16 protein-coding genes are annotated in these 14,230 nt (G+C 58.6%); 10 read left to right on the forward strand and 6 right to left on the reverse strand.

Translation table 11 applies throughout. From position 1 onward, the window contains the following. Nucleotides 1–171 precede the first annotated feature (171 nt). The 5 genes from BD293_RS22680 to clpX all read left to right on the forward strand — a co-directional run bounded on the left by BD293_RS22680 (nucleotide 172) and on the right by clpX (nucleotide 4,296). Nucleotides 172–336 (forward strand): RSP_7527 family protein, encoded by a 165-nt coding sequence (locus BD293_RS22680; protein ID WP_170207099.1) that lies wholly within the window; start codon nucleotides 172–174, stop codon nucleotides 334–336. Between the two features lie 76 nt (nucleotides 337–412). Next, on the forward strand, nucleotides 413–1,606 hold the full coding sequence (locus BD293_RS09805) for an RSP_2647 family RNA methyltransferase (protein WP_142081268.1): 1,194 nt from the start codon (nucleotides 413–415) through the stop codon (nucleotides 1,604–1,606). Next, a complete protein-coding gene (locus tag BD293_RS09810; RefSeq protein WP_142081270.1) occupies nucleotides 1,603–2,151 on the forward strand; it encodes an RSP_2648 family PIN domain-containing protein in 549 nt (182 codons plus the stop codon). The genes BD293_RS09805 and BD293_RS09810 overlap by 4 nt, the downstream gene beginning before the upstream one ends. Before the next feature lie 108 nt (nucleotides 2,152–2,259). Then, complete coding sequence (locus tag BD293_RS09815; protein ID WP_142081272.1) at nucleotides 2,260–2,883, forward strand: ATP-dependent Clp protease proteolytic subunit; 624 nt, start codon at nucleotides 2,260–2,262, stop codon at nucleotides 2,881–2,883. A 150-nt stretch (nucleotides 2,884–3,033) separates the two neighbouring features. Next, nucleotides 3,034–4,296, forward strand: a complete 1,263-nt coding sequence (gene clpX, locus BD293_RS09820) for an ATP-dependent Clp protease ATP-binding subunit ClpX (RefSeq protein ID WP_142081275.1) — start codon at nucleotides 3,034–3,036, stop codon at nucleotides 4,294–4,296. 151 nt (nucleotides 4,297–4,447) lie between these two features. On the opposite strand, the gene BD293_RS09825 is transcribed toward clpX, so the two are convergent. From BD293_RS09825 to BD293_RS09835, 3 genes are read right to left on the reverse strand one after another with little or no spacing between them, the layout of a single operon-like run. Then, nucleotides 4,448–5,437, reverse strand: coding sequence for a methyltetrahydrofolate cobalamin methyltransferase (locus tag BD293_RS09825; protein ID WP_142081277.1), 990 nt, complete (start codon nucleotides 5,435–5,437; stop codon nucleotides 4,448–4,450). 15 nt (nucleotides 5,438–5,452) lie between these two features. Further along, complete coding sequence (locus tag BD293_RS09830) at nucleotides 5,453–6,373, reverse strand: methylenetetrahydrofolate reductase (protein ID WP_142081279.1); 921 nt, start codon at nucleotides 6,371–6,373, stop codon at nucleotides 5,453–5,455. Between the two features lie 43 nt (nucleotides 6,374–6,416). Continuing rightward, entirely contained in the window at nucleotides 6,417–6,713 is a 297-nt protein-coding gene (locus BD293_RS09835) for a virulence factor (RefSeq protein WP_142081280.1), read from the reverse strand. Between the two features lie 257 nt (nucleotides 6,714–6,970). Between BD293_RS09835 and BD293_RS09840 the strand changes: the two genes are divergently transcribed. The 4 genes from BD293_RS09840 to BD293_RS09855 are packed head-to-tail and all read left to right on the forward strand — an operon-like array spanning nucleotide 6,971 to nucleotide 10,154. Continuing rightward, the gene (locus BD293_RS09840) at nucleotides 6,971–8,113 is read left to right on the forward strand and encodes a Ppx/GppA phosphatase family protein (protein WP_142081282.1); all 1,143 of its coding nucleotides are present in this window, start codon (nucleotides 6,971–6,973) and stop codon (nucleotides 8,111–8,113) included. Nucleotides 8,114–8,130: 17 nt separating this feature from the next. Next, the gene (locus BD293_RS09845) at nucleotides 8,131–8,856 is read left to right on the forward strand and encodes an RlmE family RNA methyltransferase (protein WP_142081284.1); all 726 of its coding nucleotides are present in this window, start codon (nucleotides 8,131–8,133) and stop codon (nucleotides 8,854–8,856) included. Beyond that, complete coding sequence (gene tsaA / locus BD293_RS09850; RefSeq protein ID WP_142081286.1) at nucleotides 8,853–9,329, forward strand: tRNA (N6-threonylcarbamoyladenosine(37)-N6)-methyltransferase TrmO; 477 nt, start codon at nucleotides 8,853–8,855, stop codon at nucleotides 9,327–9,329. Before BD293_RS09845 ends, tsaA begins: the two co-directional genes overlap by 4 nt. A gap of 18 nt (nucleotides 9,330–9,347) precedes the next feature. Then, the gene (locus tag BD293_RS09855; RefSeq protein ID WP_142081287.1) at nucleotides 9,348–10,154 is read left to right on the forward strand and encodes an alpha/beta hydrolase; all 807 of its coding nucleotides are present in this window, start codon (nucleotides 9,348–9,350) and stop codon (nucleotides 10,152–10,154) included. On the opposite strand, the gene BD293_RS09860 is transcribed toward BD293_RS09855, so the two are convergent. After that, nucleotides 10,151–10,546 carry a cell division protein ZapA gene (locus tag BD293_RS09860; protein ID WP_142081289.1) on the reverse strand — a complete coding sequence of 132 codons (396 nt, stop codon included), beginning with the start codon at nucleotides 10,544–10,546 and terminating at the stop codon, nucleotides 10,151–10,153. The genes BD293_RS09855 and BD293_RS09860 overlap by 4 nt on opposite strands. Then, complete coding sequence (locus BD293_RS09865) at nucleotides 10,539–11,027, reverse strand: hypothetical protein (protein WP_142081291.1); 489 nt, start codon at nucleotides 11,025–11,027, stop codon at nucleotides 10,539–10,541. Before BD293_RS09865 ends, BD293_RS09860 begins: the two co-directional genes overlap by 8 nt. Before the next feature lie 218 nt (nucleotides 11,028–11,245). Here BD293_RS09865 and tkt point away from each other — a divergent pair, with 218 nt between their 5' ends. Continuing rightward, nucleotides 11,246–13,264, forward strand: a complete 2,019-nt coding sequence (gene tkt, locus BD293_RS09870) for a transketolase (RefSeq protein WP_142081293.1) — start codon at nucleotides 11,246–11,248, stop codon at nucleotides 13,262–13,264. A 110-nt stretch (nucleotides 13,265–13,374) separates the two neighbouring features. On the opposite strand, the gene BD293_RS09875 is transcribed toward tkt, so the two are convergent. Beyond that, nucleotides 13,375–14,226, reverse strand: coding sequence for an ABC transporter permease (locus tag BD293_RS09875; protein ID WP_142081295.1), 852 nt, complete (start codon nucleotides 14,224–14,226; stop codon nucleotides 13,375–13,377). Between the last annotated feature and the right edge of the window lie 4 nt (nucleotides 14,227–14,230).

Raw genomic sequence — 14,230 nt, forward strand, 5'->3', positions numbered from 1 at the left:
TCGAGCAAGATGAGATATTCGCTTGGGCCTCATATAGCCAGTTAGCGCTAACAATTCAATCGCTCAAGAGCCATGCAGAAATCGCATGTCGGGCCTTCGGAAATGGACATAGCCATGCTGCACCGCAGCGCCTATTTAAGCGGCAGAAGAAAAAACCGAAAGAAAACTCCTATGTTTGACCTGTCAAAGACAGACCCGCTCGTCGTTGATACCCTGCAAATCGAGAATGCCGCCCGGCAGATGCGCGCAGAGTTCATTGCCCATAGCGTCTCCGCGCTTGGCCAGAAGATTGCGCGCCTGTTCACCAACACCGCCGGGACAGCCGCACGCGGCTGATCGCGCAAGCGCTAAGGGTTTCCAAACCCTGATGACTGGCATATGGCATCAGGCAAAGCCGCCAAGGAATGCCATCATGACCGATTACCCCACGATTCGCCTGAAACCCAAGGCTGAGGCCCGCGCCATTCGCCACGGCTTCCCTTGGGTTTTTGCTGATGAGGTCGTGACCGACAGGCGTACCCGTGCCCTGACCGCTGGCAGCTTCGCCGTGCTTGAGGATTCAGAGCGCCGCGCGCTGGGGCTGGTCACCGTCAACCCCGCGTCAAAGATCATCGGGCGCATGATGGATCGCAATGTCGATGCCGTGATTGACGCCGACTGGATCAGTGCCAAACTGCGCATCGCGCTGGACCACCGCGCCCGCCTGTATGAGACCCCATATTACCGCCTGATCCACGCCGAGGCCGATGGCTTGCCCGGCGTTGTTATTGACCGGTTTGGTCCGGCCGCGGTCATTCAACCCAACGCAGCATGGGCCGAGGCGCATATCACGCTGATTGCAGACGCCCTGCAAGCAGTGACGGGGGTTGAGTGTATCGTCAAGAACGGGGCTGGTCGCTCGCGCGTGCTGGAAGGGTTGACCGAAGAAACCGAGGTGCTGCGCGGCACGCTTGACGGACCGATGCCTGTGCTGATGAACGGCGCGACGTATATGGCCGACCTTTTGGGCGGGCAAAAGACTGGCCTGTTTTTCGACCAGCGCCCCAACCATGCCTTTGCGGCAACGCTGGCAAAAGGGGCGCGTGTGCTGGATGTATTCAGCCATGTGGGGGGCTTCTCGCTCGCTGCATTGGGCGCAGGCGCGCAAAGCGCGTTGGCGGTGGACAGCTCTGTCCCGGCGCTGGAATTGGCGACGCGCGGGGCGCAGGCCTCTGACATGGCGGCGCAGTTTGAAACACGTCAGGGCGATGCCTTTGCCGTGATGGAAGCGCTGGCGGCAGAAAACGCGCAATTCGATCTGGTCGTGTGCGACCCGCCTGCCTTTGCCCCCAACAAGCAAGCCCTTGATGCGGGATTGCGGGCCTATGAACGGGTGGCCAAACTCGCAGCGCCACTGGTGGCACCCGGCGGGTATCTGGGCTTGTGTTCATGTTCGCATGCGGCGGACCTGAGCGCGTTTCGCAATGCGTCCGCGCGCGGGATCGGGCGGGCCGGGCGCAAGGCGCAACTGATCCATACCGGCTCTGCCGGGCCGGACCATCCACAACTGCCGCAACTGGCCGAAAGCGGATATCTCAAGGCAGTGTACTTTCGCCTGAACTCATGAAGGTCGTGCTGGATGCCTGCGTGCTGTACCCCAGCGTCCTGCGTGAAATCCTGATTGGTGTGGCGGCCCGCGGCGGGTTCCAGCCGCTTTGGTCCACGCGCATACTGGGCGAATGGCAACGCGCCGCAGCCAGACTGGGCGACGCGGGCGCGCTTGTCGCAAGCGGTGAGATTGCGCGCCTGCGCAGCCAGTGGCCGCAGGCCGAAATACCTGCCGACCCTGAGATCGAGCAACGCCTGTGGCTGCCTGACCCCGCCGATGCGCATGTGCTGGCAACCGCCATTGCTGCGCAGGCCGACAGACTCGTCACGCTGAACCTGAAGGACTTTCCGACCCGTATGCTGGCCACTGAGGGCGCGCGTGCGCAAAGCCCTGACGATTTTCTGATGGAGCGGTGGCTGCACACCCCCGAAATTGTGACAGCGGCCGTGCAAGACGCACAACACGCGACTGAAGCGGCATCGGGCCGGTCACAGCCGGTGCGCCCGCTTCTGAAACGCGCGAAACTGCCGCGGCTGGGCAAGGCCCTGACACGCGACGCCTGAGACAAATTCCCGCCCGCCCCTTGCGGCCCCCAAATCGTAGCACTAAGATTCCATCAAGAGATTTAAGATATCAACAGACCAGACTGGTCAGGAACCGAAGGCAGGCAGATGAAAGATCCGATCGATACATATATGAACCTTGTGCCAATGGTGGTCGAACAGACCAGTCGTGGCGAGCGGGCCTATGACATTTTTTCGCGCCTGCTGAAGGAGCGGATCATCTTTGTAACCGGCCCTGTGCATGATGGAATGGCCAGCCTGATCGTGGCGCAGTTGCTGCACCTTGAAGCGGACAATCCGTCCAAAGAAATCTCGATGTATATCAACTCGCCCGGTGGCGTGGTGACAAGCGGGCTGTCGATTTATGACACGATGCAATACATCAAGCCCAAGGTCTCGACGCTGGTTGTCGGGCAAGCGGCGTCGATGGGGTCGCTGTTGTTGTGCGCCGGTGAAAAAGGCATGCGCTTCTCGCTGCCCAATTCGCGGATCATGGTGCACCAGCCCTCAGGGGGCTTTCAGGGGCAAGCCACGGATATCTCGATCCATGCCCGCGAGATACTGGAATTGAAAGAGCGCCTGAACAAGATTTACGTAAAACACACTGGCCAGACACTGAAAAAAGTCGAAGACGCGTTGGAGCGTGACAATTTCATGACTGCCGAACTGGCCAAGGACTGGGGCCTTATTGACGATATTGTGACATCACGCGCTGAAACGAGCACCAGTTAAGAAAATAAGGGCTGACTGAAGGGGGAAATGTTGACTGTGGTGCAGTTTTGCATTGTCCCTGCTTCCGGTCTGACCTACCCTGAATGAAATAAGGCCGTCATCCGCCCAATTTGGATATGCCTGCCGCAGTAAAGACCACAGAGGTTTGAGATGCCGACATCCGATTCAGACAGCAAGAACACGCTTTACTGCTCCTTTTGCGGCAAAAGCCAGCATGAGGTGCGCAAGCTGATTGCAGGTCCAACGGTATTCATCTGCGACGAATGCGTTGAACTGTGCATGGATATCATCCGAGAAGAAACGAAATCCGGCAGCCTGAAATCAACCGACGGGGTTCCGACACCCCTAGAGATTTGTGATGTGCTTGATGATTACGTGATCGGGCAGATGCAGGCCAAACGCGTGTTGTCGGTTGCTGTGCACAACCACTACAAGCGGCTGAACCACTCTGGAAAATCCGGCGAAGTGGAACTGTCGAAATCGAATATCCTGCTGATCGGTCCTACCGGTTGCGGTAAGACATTGCTGGCACAGACACTGGCGCGCATCCTTGATGTGCCGTTCACAATGGCAGACGCCACCACGCTGACCGAAGCGGGCTATGTCGGGGAGGATGTCGAGAATATCATCCTCAAACTGCTGCAATCGTCCGAATACAATGTCGAACGCGCACAGCGCGGCATCGTCTATATTGACGAGGTCGATAAAATTACCCGTAAATCCGACAACCCTTCGATTACACGCGATGTGTCGGGCGAAGGGGTGCAGCAAGCCCTGCTGAAGCTGATGGAAGGCACAGTCGCCAGCGTGCCGCCACAAGGCGGTCGCAAGCACCCCCAGCAAGAATTTCTGCAAGTTGACACGACAAATATCCTGTTCATCTGTGGCGGGGCTTTCGCCGGGCTGGACCGGATCATCAACATGCGCGGCAAAGGGTCGGCAATCGGCTTCGGTGCGGATGTTAAAGACGAGAGCATGAAGACGATTGGCGAGTCGTTGCAGCAACTAGAGCCGGAAGACCTGTTGAAATTCGGCCTGATCCCTGAATTTGTGGGGCGCTTGCCTGTTGTAGCGACCCTGATGGATCTGGATGAAGACGCGCTTGTAACCATCCTGACGCAGCCAAAAAATGCGCTGGTGCGGCAGTATCAGAAGCTGTTTGATATCGAAGGCGCTGACCTGACTTTCACAGATGAAGCATTGCGTGCGATTGCAAAGCGCGCCATCGCGCGCAAGACAGGTGCACGCGGGCTGCGCTCGATCATGGAAGACATTTTGCTGGACACCATGTTCGACCTGCCGGGTCTGGAGAATGTCAGCGAAGTCGTGGTGAATGAAGAAGCGGTGAACTCTGACGCAAGCCCCCTTATCATTTACACCGACGCCAAGAAAACCGCTGCCAGCGCAGGGTGACGTCTGACGCTCTGATGGGTGGTAAATCCAAATAAAGCAAAGGGGGCACATGCCCCCTTTTTTCTATTCTATGCGGGACGCAGCCGGTCAGGACAAAGAAAAGGGCGAAGGCAATACGCCCCCGCCCTGCATTTACCATGTGACGTCTGGCTTATCCGCGCGAGCGCCGGCCACCGCGTCGCCCGCCTGTGCGCGCACCTGCATCTATTGCTGCGCGCGAAGCTTCGGCGAAAGTGAGCCCCTCTTTCATCGCGTCCAGCACCTTGGCCAGACCAATCCACGCCCCGCCATTCGGGTCATGGTTCATCAACATATTGGCCGCGCGAATGGCCTCCATCTCGACCGAGCGAACAGGGTTCATGATCGCACTGGTCATGCCCGCACCAATCGCCATAGGCAAAAATGCTGCATTCACGCCGTGGCGATTTGGCAGGCCGAAGCTGATATTCGACGCACCACACGTGGTGTTGACGCCCAACTCCTCGCGCAAGCGCCGCACAAGCGCGAAGACCTGCTGACCCGCCGAAGACATGGCACCGATGGGCATAACCAGCGGATCGACGACGATATCATGCGCGGGAATGCCAAAATCGGCAGCCCGCTCGACAATCTTTTTGGCGACCGCAAAGCGCACTTCCGGGTCTTCCGAAATGCCCGTATCGTCATTGGATATGGCAACGACCGGCACATTGTACTTTTTGACCAGCGGCAAGATTGCTTCCAGACGTTCTTCCTCACCGGTTACCGAGTTCAGCAAAGGGCGGCCATTGCACGCCTCTAGTCCGGCCTTCAGCGCGTCGGGCACCGACGAGTCGATGCAAAGCGGCACGTCAACCAGCGCCTGCACTCGTTCACATAAGGCGCGCATCAGCGGGGGTTCGACAAAGTTGTTGTCAGCATAGCGCGGGTCTGCGGCCATCCGGTTCGAGAATACGGCCCCTGAATTGATATCCAGCACCATCGCACCGCACGCGACCTGTTCCAGCGCATCGCGCTCGACCGTCGAAAAATCGTCCATTTCCAACTCGGCGGCCAGTTTCTTGCGGCCTGTCGGGTTGATGCGTTCACCAATGACGCAAAACGGCTCGTCAAAGCCGATCACGACAGTCTTGGTCGCGGATTCAAGGACAGTGCGGGTCATAATCTCTCCAGAAGCTTAAGGTTGCACCGCAGGTCGGCTTGATGGGCCGCCATGGGCGATAGTCCAGTCTGTGCTTGCCTTGATCCCGCCCAGCGGGAAGAAATGCAGGCGTTCCACAGCGAAATCAGGATTTGCAGCTTTATGGGCCGCAAGATCGGTTACCAGTTCCGTAGGCTCGAACGGCAGCAGCAGTTTCGTGACATCCTTGGCACGCTTCTGAAGCACTTTCAACGACGGGCCGACCCCACAGGCGATGGCGAATTTGATCAGCGTTTGCAGTTTCGCCGGTCCCGCGACCCCCAGATGCACAGGCAGGTCTATGCCTTGGTCGCGCAAGCCTTGTGCCCAAGTGATGATCGGTTTGGCCTCGAATGCGAATTGCGTGACAATCGCCATATCGATGCCCTTCTCGCGGGCAAATGCCTGCTTCCACTGCAATGCCTTGTGGATGACGTCATGTCCGCCATCCGCCGCAATATCGCGGTTGCCTTCGGGATGACCCGCAACATGCAGCCTTTGGAAATTGTCGAACAACCCTGTTTCCAGCATTTGCATAGAGTTGTCGTATATCCCTTTTGGTGTCGTGACACCGCCCCCCAGCATCAGCGCCTCGCGGATATCCGCCTCGCCCTGATAGCGCGCAAGCCAATCCGCCAGTTCAGCGCGGTCCGCAATAATGCGCGCGGGGAAATGGGGCATCGGCTCCATTCCTTGGGCGCGCAGGCGTGCGGCGGTTGCAACCATGTCGGCAATCGGCGTGCCCTCGATATGGGCGATATACACCCGCGTCCCGGCAGGCAGAAGCGTGCGGAAATCAGGGATTTTATCTGCCGTGCGTGGCATCACCTCGATCGAGAAGCCCTGCATCAGCGCCGTGATCTGTTCATTCTGCGGAAAGCTTGCCGGGGCGGTACGGCGGAAGTTCAATAGCGACATGATACGCTCCAATAGCCGGGGTCTGGTCACACGCGAATGCCCCTCATGCCCAGCCATCATTGGCAATCAGAACCTTCAGCTTGTCTGCGTCATACTCCGCTTCCAGCTGCGCTGCCGTGGTTTTCGCGACATCTTCGTCGCTTCCAGCGACCTCGACCGGGGGAGCCTTGCGCCATTCCCCCAGATAAGCATCTGCATCTCTGGCGCCAACCTTCATCGCGCAACGGTCAATCGCCTGCTCGAACCGCTCGCTCAGTTGAATTTTATGCGCCCGACGCCCCTTGCCGACAATCACCTGCGCCGGAATATCCCGCCAATACACGATCACAAGCTGCGCCATCTGCCACCCTTTGCTATAGTCACACGCCCCAACTAGGGCGCTTGGGCATATCTGACCGTCCGAAAACCGACCAGATACCCCTGTATCACGACGACATCCATAGCCCAGACCGCCCCCAAAAGACGAGAGCGCGCCCGCGTCATTTTTTTCAACTTCATTATGATTGAAAGCAAGGGGATGGAATTTAGCGCCCGCTAAAGCTTGCTTATGACAGCGGTGTTGATTACGTTCAAAGCAACTCGAAATTGGAGGGCGATATGACGCCCGAGCGTCCCACAGGCGTGGCCGCTTCCCCGAATGATATTGGCGCGCACCCGGCGGGTGCCGCCCCGAAATCGGTAAAGGCCCCGCGCCGACCTGGATCAGATGGGCAACTCTATGCCGCTCTTGATCTGGGAACCAACAGTTGCCGCATGCTAATTGCGCGTCCAGTGGGCGGGCACTTTGAAGTTGTGGACAGCTTTTCCAAGGCAGTAGAACTTGGAACAGGGCTGAAAACCTCGGGGATGCTATCGCATCGCCCGATGCAACGCACGTTGCAGGCCTTGCGGATCTGCCGGTCAAAACTGGACCAGCACAATGTCCGCAAGATGCGGTTGGTTGCAACAGAAGCGTGCCGCCGCGCGCGTAACAGTCCTGACTTCATCCGCCGCGCGCAGATGGAAACCGGCCTTAAACTGGATATCATCACCGCCGAAGAAGAAGCGCGGCTTGCTGTGGTGTCTTGCGCATCGCTCGTCGCACCAGAGACGGAACAGTTGCTGGTGATTGATATCGGCGGCGGCTCGACCGAACTGGTCTGGATTGATCTGTCGCGCGTCGCCCCCGAAAGGCGGCGCAACGCAATCATGTCGATGCATCATGGCAAGTTCATGAACGCACCGGAAGATGACAGGCCGCAAGTCGTGGACTGGATCAGCGTTCCACTGGGTGTGGCAACGCTGAAGGATTATTTCCGCGAAGTCGACGATGACGCCGCACGCTTTGCGCTGATGAGTTGGTATTTCGAGGAACAGCTCGAAGCCTTTACGCCCTACCGCGATGCCGCACCGCACCGGGCGTTTCAGGTCATCGGTACATCGGGCACCATCACGACAGTCGCAGCATCCTATCTGCGACTGAAACGCTATGACCGCAACAAGGTTGACGGGCTTGTCATGAATTCCGATCAGGTTGATAGCGTGATCCGCGAATATCTGGCGCTTGGCCCGATTGGTCGTCGCCAAGATCCGCGCATCGGGCGTGAACGCCATACGCAGATCATGTCTGGTGCCGCTATACTGACCGCGCTGATGCGTGTATGGCCCACAGACAGAATGTCGGTCGCAGACCGTGGTTTGCGCGAAGGTTTGCTGTTTGCTCAGATGAGCAGCGATGGCGCGCTCGACCTGAAACCCTAACAGAAGCTTGCAAGATCATGAAAATAAAGAACACATCAGGTCGGGGCCAGCGAGAGCTGAAGGTCAAGGTCAAGACTGCACGCGGGCGTAAGCTCAGTTCCACCCGCTGGCTGGAGCGGCAGTTGAATGACCCCTATGTGCTTGCGGCACGCCGCGACGGGTATCGCGGGCGCGCAGCCTACAAGCTGGTAGAGCTGGACGACAAATACCGCTTCCTTGTGCCCGGCGCACGGGTTGTTGACCTTGGCTGCGCGCCCGGTGGCTGGTTGCAAGTCGCGGTCACGCGTGTGAACGCATTGGGCGAGAAGGCGGGAAAACGTGTCGGCTCGGTCCTGGGTGTCGACCTGCAAGATGTAGAAACGCTGGCAGGTGCCGAAACACATGTGCTGGATTTTCTGGATGAAGGTGCCGAAGAACAGGTCAAGGAGTGGCTGGGCGGAAAAGCCGATGTCGTGCTGTCTGACATGGCAGCGGCCTCCTCCGGGCACAAGCAGACCGACCACTTGCGCATCATGTCGCTGTGCGAAGCGGCGGCCTATTTCGCATTCGATGTCCTTGACGAGAACGGCACCTTCGTGGCCAAGGTTCTGGCTGGCGGCGCAGAGGCGGAATTGCAGCGCCTTTTGAAGCACCATTTCCGCAAGGTCGCGAATGTCAAACCACCCGCCAGCCGCGCTGACAGCTCTGAGAAATATGTTGTAGCACAAGGTTTTAAGGGGCTTACTGAAAGTGACCAGAAGTGAAAGGGCGGTTCGATACCCGCGCAGGTGAGCAGCGGCTTGACCGCGCACTTGAATTTCACGCGCAAGTCACCTTTATCGGTCATATCGAAAGCCCGTGGACATTGGCAGACTGCCCCAAAAACCTGCGGCAGGCCCGCGAAACAGGCCAATGCGCAGTGTTACACCTTGAACCGGCCTTTCGCGCAGGGCTGGAAGGGGTTGCAGCAGGCGATGCGCTGGTCTTGCTCTATTGGATGAGCGAGGCACCGCGCGACCTGATCCGCCAGACGCCGCGCCACCGCACCGATGGCACCGGTACGTTCAACCTACGATCCCCCGCACGCCCTAACCCGATTGGCATGGGCATTGTGAAGGTGTTGGAAATCGACACGAATCTGGGTGTTATACGCATTGATGCTATTGACGCGATTGATGGCACCCCGCTGATCGACATCAAGCCACACATGCCGCGGGCTGATTGCGTTCCAGAATGAAGAATCGAGGGTAAGACCTTGTCGTTATTTCTAAAAGTATCTCTCGCGGCGGTTGGGCTTTATGCTGTTCTGATCGCGTTATTCACTTTCATGCAGGGTGCGATCCTGTTTCCGCGCAGCCTTGTCGGACCATCGCCAGACTTGCCCCAATCTGCCGAATCTATGCGCATCGAGCGCCCCGATGGCAGCATCCTGCACGGCAACCTGATCCCCGGCCAAGACCCGACCAAGCCCTTGATCCTCGCCTTCGGTGGCAATGCGTGGAATGCCGATGCGGTCGCGCTGTTTCTCCATCGGATCGCGCCTGACCACCCTGTTGTCGCGTTTCATTTTCGCGGCTATGCGCCCAGCACAGGCTCACCATCGGCGGAGGCGTTGAAAACCGACGCCGTGGCCATCCACGATCATGTCGCGGACATCGCGCCAAATGGTGTCATCGCAACCGGGTTCAGCATCGGCAGCGCCCTTGCGGCGCATCTTGCCACAGAGCGGCCTATCATCGGCGCAGTGCTTGTCACCCCATTTGACAGCCTTGGCGCAGTTGCCCGCCAAAGCCTGCCTTGGGCACCGGTGAGGTTGCTGTTTCGACATGACATGAACACGCTCGATGCACTCAGGAACACCGCCACACCCGTTGCATTGGTTCTGGCGGCGCAAGATGAGGTTATTTTCCCTGAACGCGCCGAAGCGCTTGTGGCCGGGCTGTCTGAATCTGACCACGCCATCGCCTATCTGTCACGCATTCAGGCGGGGCATAATGATATCTACAACCATCCGGAATTGGCCCCCGCCCTGCGCGACGCGCTGGCGGCGGTCACAGATTAGGTGCTGGCGCGGGTTTCCAACTCATCCGCCACTGCTTCGGCGCGTGCGGCCAGTTCCGTCAATGCATCCGTCACATCGGCAGGGATCACCGGCACCTCAACCCGTTTTGGCTGCGGCTCTGGCCGTGTGTGCAAGCGCGAAATCTCGTCGCGCAGCGATGCGACCTCGGCAAGGGCCGCGCTCAGCTTGTCATCTGCCTCGGCGGTTTTATCCGCAAGCATCAAACCTGCCATCAGCAACATCCGTTCAGCCGGAACACGGCCGATCTGGTTCAGAAGCGTGCGCGCTTCAGTATCCAGCATTGCTGCGGCGGAGATGAGGTATTGCTCCTCTCCCGGCTGACAGGCGACTGTGAATTCTTTGTGGCCGATGGTGATAATCTGATCAGGCATTTGCGTCCTCCGACGAAATCAGCGGCTTCAATTCGCCAAGCACGTCTTCCATTTCGGCCATCTCGGCGGCGCGCTCTGCGCGCAGGGCTTCCAACTCTGCCAAGAGCGAGCGGTTGATCGTGCTCGGTTCGATCACTTTCGCCTCGGACCCTTCGCGCAACTGGCGATTCGCTTCGATCAGTTTGGTATTGGCCTTCTTCAGCCGCAGCATTTCCAGACTTTGCAGATCCAGTTGCTCGGTCATGCGCGCAAGTCGGCGCTCAAGGGTCGCAAAAGACCCTTCCTGCCGCTGGCGCACCGCATTCACGCGCTCTGAGAGTTGCGCATTCTTGGCGCGCTCTGCCTCCAACTGGCGGCGCAGCTCTTCAAGTTCAGTATTGTCTGCGGGTTTGGAGGGCGCCGCGTCCAGTTTCTGGGCGCTTTTCGCGATCCGATCAAGCGCGCGACCCAGACGGCGCTCGAGGTCTGACACATTGCTCATGCGTTTGTCGCTTTCTGCTTCAATGCTCTTTTGACCAGCCGTATCCCCGAATCACCAATATAGCGACACAAGATGCAGGTCGTCAGAGACTAACGCCAAAACCTACAGTTTCCAACAACCTGTCATGAATTGGGACCGAGTTGCGCATCGCTTTGCTTGAACTTGCGGCTGGGGCTGCTATGACGCAGCGAAGATTGGCCAGACAAGGAACGCCCCACGTGGATATTGCTGCCCTGCGAGACGCGCACCCCGACCACTGGAAGAAAGCTACAGCCATCCGCACGCTTGCGATGGACGCTGTCCAAGCCGCAAATTCCGGTCATCCCGGCATGCCCATGGGCATGGCAGATGTGGCGACCGTGCTGTTCGAGCGGCATTTGAAGTTCGACTCCTCTGCCCCGAACTGGGCCGACCGCGACCGGTTCATTCTGTCGGCGGGACACGGCTCTATGTTGGTCTATGCGCTGCTGTATCTGACCGGTTACGAAGACATGACCCTCGATCAGATCAAGAACTTCCGCCAATGGGGATCAATTACAGCCGGGCACCCGGAATACGGCCACGTGACTGGCGTTGAAACGACCACTGGCCCACTGGGTCAAGGCCTGTCCAACGCGGTGGGCTTCGCCATGGCAGAAGAGAAGCTGCGCGCTGAATACGGCCCGAAAACCGTCGATCACTACACCTATGTGATTGCGGGCGACGGGTGCCTGATGGAAGGCATCAGCCACGAGGCAATCGGCCTTGCAGGCCACCAGAGGCTGGGCCGCCTGATCGTGATGTGGGACAATAACGACATCACCATTGATGGCCGCGTCAGCCTGTCTGACAGCACCGACCAGCGCGCGCGCTTTGCGGCAGCAGGCTGGAAGGTTCTGGCCTGTGATGGACATGATCCGGTCGATATCGACCGCGCCCTGACCGAGGCAAAAGGGTCTGACCGCCCCGTACTGATTGATTGCAAGACGATCATCGGTTTTGGCAGCCCCAAGAAATCCGACACATCCGGTGCCCATGGCTCGCCTTTGGGGGATGCAGAGATTGCAGTCACCAAGGAAATCTATGGATGGCCTTATGGTGCGTTCGAGATTCCGGATGATGTGCTCAGCACATGGCGCGCGATTGGTGCGCGCGGTGCAGTCGCTCGGGCCGAGTGGGAAGAGCGCTTTGCCAAATTGTCAGGCACCAAGCAGGCTGAATTCACCCGCCGCATGACAGGGCAAGCCCCGAAAAAGCTGGAAGCCGCCATTCGCGCGCTGAAAAAGCAAATTTCGGAAAGCGCGCCCAAAGTCGCCACGCGCAAATCGTCGGAAATGGTGCTGGAAGTCGTGAATGAGGTCATGCCCGAAACGATTGGCGGTTCAGCAGACCTGACCGGCTCCAACAACACAAAAACCAGTAGCTTGGGGATCTTCACTGCCGAAGATCGCAAGGGCCGTTATGTCTATTACGGCATCCGCGAACATGGGATGGCGGCGGCGATGAACGGCTTGGCGCTGCATGGGGGGCTGAAGCCCTATGGCGGCACATTCCTGTGTTTCACCGATTATGCGCGCGGCGCAATGCGTCTGTCTGCGCTGATGGGCGTTCCTGTCACCTATGTCATGACGCACGATTCTATCGGGCTTGGCGAAGATGGCCCGACCCACCAGCCGGTCGAGCATCTGGCCATGCTGCGCGCCACACCCAACACGCATGTGTTCCGCCCTTGCGACACGGTCGAGACGGCAGAGGCATGGGAACTGGCCCTGACAAGCGCGCGCACCCCGTCTGTTCTGGCATTGACGCGCCAGAACCTGCCGACCTACCGCGTTGAGCACAAGGTCAAGAACCTGACCGCGCAAGGCGCCTATGTTCTGGCCGAAGCGACAGGCAAGCGTCAGGCAATCCTGATGGCGACCGGCTCGGAAGTCGAAATCGCAATGGACGCGCGCGAGATACTAGAGGCCGAGGGGATTGGCACGCGGGTTGTATCCTTCCCCTGCTGGGAATTGTTCGAGGACCAGCCAGAGGCCTATCGCCGCAAGGTTCTGCCCGCAGGGCCGGTTCGCGTTGCGATTGAGGCGGGTATTCGCTTTGGCTGGGATCGCTGGCTGTTCGGCGAACGCGGACGGCGCGAGAAGTCGGGTTTTGTGGGGATGCATGATTTCGGGGCATCCGCGCCCGCGCCAGAACTGTACAAGCACTTTGGCATCACGGCTCAGGCCACCGCAGATAAAGTCAAATCATTGCTCTAAGGCACTGCCGGGCTGGTCCCGGCAGCATTGCCCCACTGGGCAAGGGCAGCCAGACAAAAAAAGTGCCGGGCGATTTGCCCGGCACTTTTTTCATTCAGGGACAGACTGGTTTAGTGCGGTGTCACGCCGCGCAACCGCTCGCCACGACGACGCAGCAATTCCACCACTGTCAGAAGTGCAATCGAGATCATCACCAGAATTGTGGCCACCGCCAGAATTGTCGGGCTGATATCTTCGCGGATACCCGACCACATCTCGCGCGGGATCGTCCGTTGCTCCACACCGGCGACAAACAGAACCACCACAATCTCGTCAAAGGAAGTGATGAAGGCGAACAATGCACCAGATACGACACCGGGCAGGATCAGTGGCATTGTGATCTTGAAGAAGGTCCGCGTTGGCGAGGCACCCAAATTGGCCGCAGCGCGGATCAGGGATTGATCGAACCCGACCAGCGTCGCGGTCACCGTGATGACAACAAAAGGTGTGCCAAGTGCTGCGTGCGCCAGCACAACCCCCAGATACGTCTGCGCGATGTTGATCGACGAGAAGAAGAAGAACATCCCCGCCGCCGAAATGATCAGAGGCACGATCATGGGCGAGATCAGAATGCCCATAATCAGCCCCTTGGCCGGCATTTCCGAACGTGACAACCCAAGCGCTGCCAATGTCCCCAACGTTGTGGACACGAGTGTCGCCGCGATCCCGATGCTGAAGGAATTGCGGATCGACCGCATCCAGCTTTCGGACCCTAGAAAGTCACGATACCAGCGCAAGGAATAGCCGTCCGGGTTCAAGGTCAGCATTTCACGTGTGAACGTGAAGAAGGGCTGCGCGTTGAAACTCAGCGGGATCATGATCAGGATCGGCGCCAGCAGAAAGAAGAAGATCGAGTAGCAGATCACCCGAAAGGTGTAATGCCAGATCTTGTCCTTGGTGGTGTAATAGGCGGGCATGGACATATGC

The sequence above is a fragment of the Roseinatronobacter monicus genome, assembly GCF_006716865.1.
GTDB lineage: Bacteria > Pseudomonadota > Alphaproteobacteria > Rhodobacterales > Rhodobacteraceae > Roseinatronobacter > Roseinatronobacter monicus.

What these genes read in the sequence shown, in the direction of transcription:
- BD293_RS22680 (WP_170207099.1), top strand. Translation starts at nt 172, where the DNA reads ATGTTTGACCTGTCAAAGACAGACCCGCTCGTCGTTGATACCCTGCAA.
- BD293_RS09805 (WP_142081268.1), top strand. Translation starts at nt 413, where the DNA reads ATGACCGATTACCCCACGATTCGCCTGAAACCCAAGGCTGAGGCCCGC.
- BD293_RS09810 (WP_142081270.1), top strand. Translation starts at nt 1,603, where the DNA reads ATGAAGGTCGTGCTGGATGCCTGCGTGCTGTACCCCAGCGTCCTGCGT.
- BD293_RS09815 (WP_142081272.1), top strand. Translation starts at nt 2,260, where the DNA reads ATGAAAGATCCGATCGATACATATATGAACCTTGTGCCAATGGTGGTC.
- clpX (WP_142081275.1), top strand. Translation starts at nt 3,034, where the DNA reads ATGCCGACATCCGATTCAGACAGCAAGAACACGCTTTACTGCTCCTTT.
- BD293_RS09825 (WP_142081277.1), bottom strand. Translation starts at nt 5,437, where the DNA reads ATGACCCGCACTGTCCTTGAATCCGCGACCAAGACTGTCGTGATCGGC.
- BD293_RS09830 (WP_142081279.1), bottom strand. Translation starts at nt 6,373, where the DNA reads ATGTCGCTATTGAACTTCCGCCGTACCGCCCCGGCAAGCTTTCCGCAG.
- BD293_RS09835 (WP_142081280.1), bottom strand. Translation starts at nt 6,713, where the DNA reads ATGGCGCAGCTTGTGATCGTGTATTGGCGGGATATTCCGGCGCAGGTG.
- BD293_RS09840 (WP_142081282.1), top strand. Translation starts at nt 6,971, where the DNA reads ATGACGCCCGAGCGTCCCACAGGCGTGGCCGCTTCCCCGAATGATATT.
- BD293_RS09845 (WP_142081284.1), top strand. Translation starts at nt 8,131, where the DNA reads ATGAAAATAAAGAACACATCAGGTCGGGGCCAGCGAGAGCTGAAGGTC.
- BD293_RS09860 (WP_142081289.1), bottom strand. Translation starts at nt 10,546, where the DNA reads ATGCCTGATCAGATTATCACCATCGGCCACAAAGAATTCACAGTCGCC.
- BD293_RS09865 (WP_142081291.1), bottom strand. Translation starts at nt 11,027, where the DNA reads ATGAGCAATGTGTCAGACCTCGAGCGCCGTCTGGGTCGCGCGCTTGAT.
- BD293_RS09875 (WP_142081295.1), bottom strand. Translation starts at nt 14,226, where the DNA reads ATGTCCATGCCCGCCTATTACACCACCAAGGACAAGATCTGGCATTAC.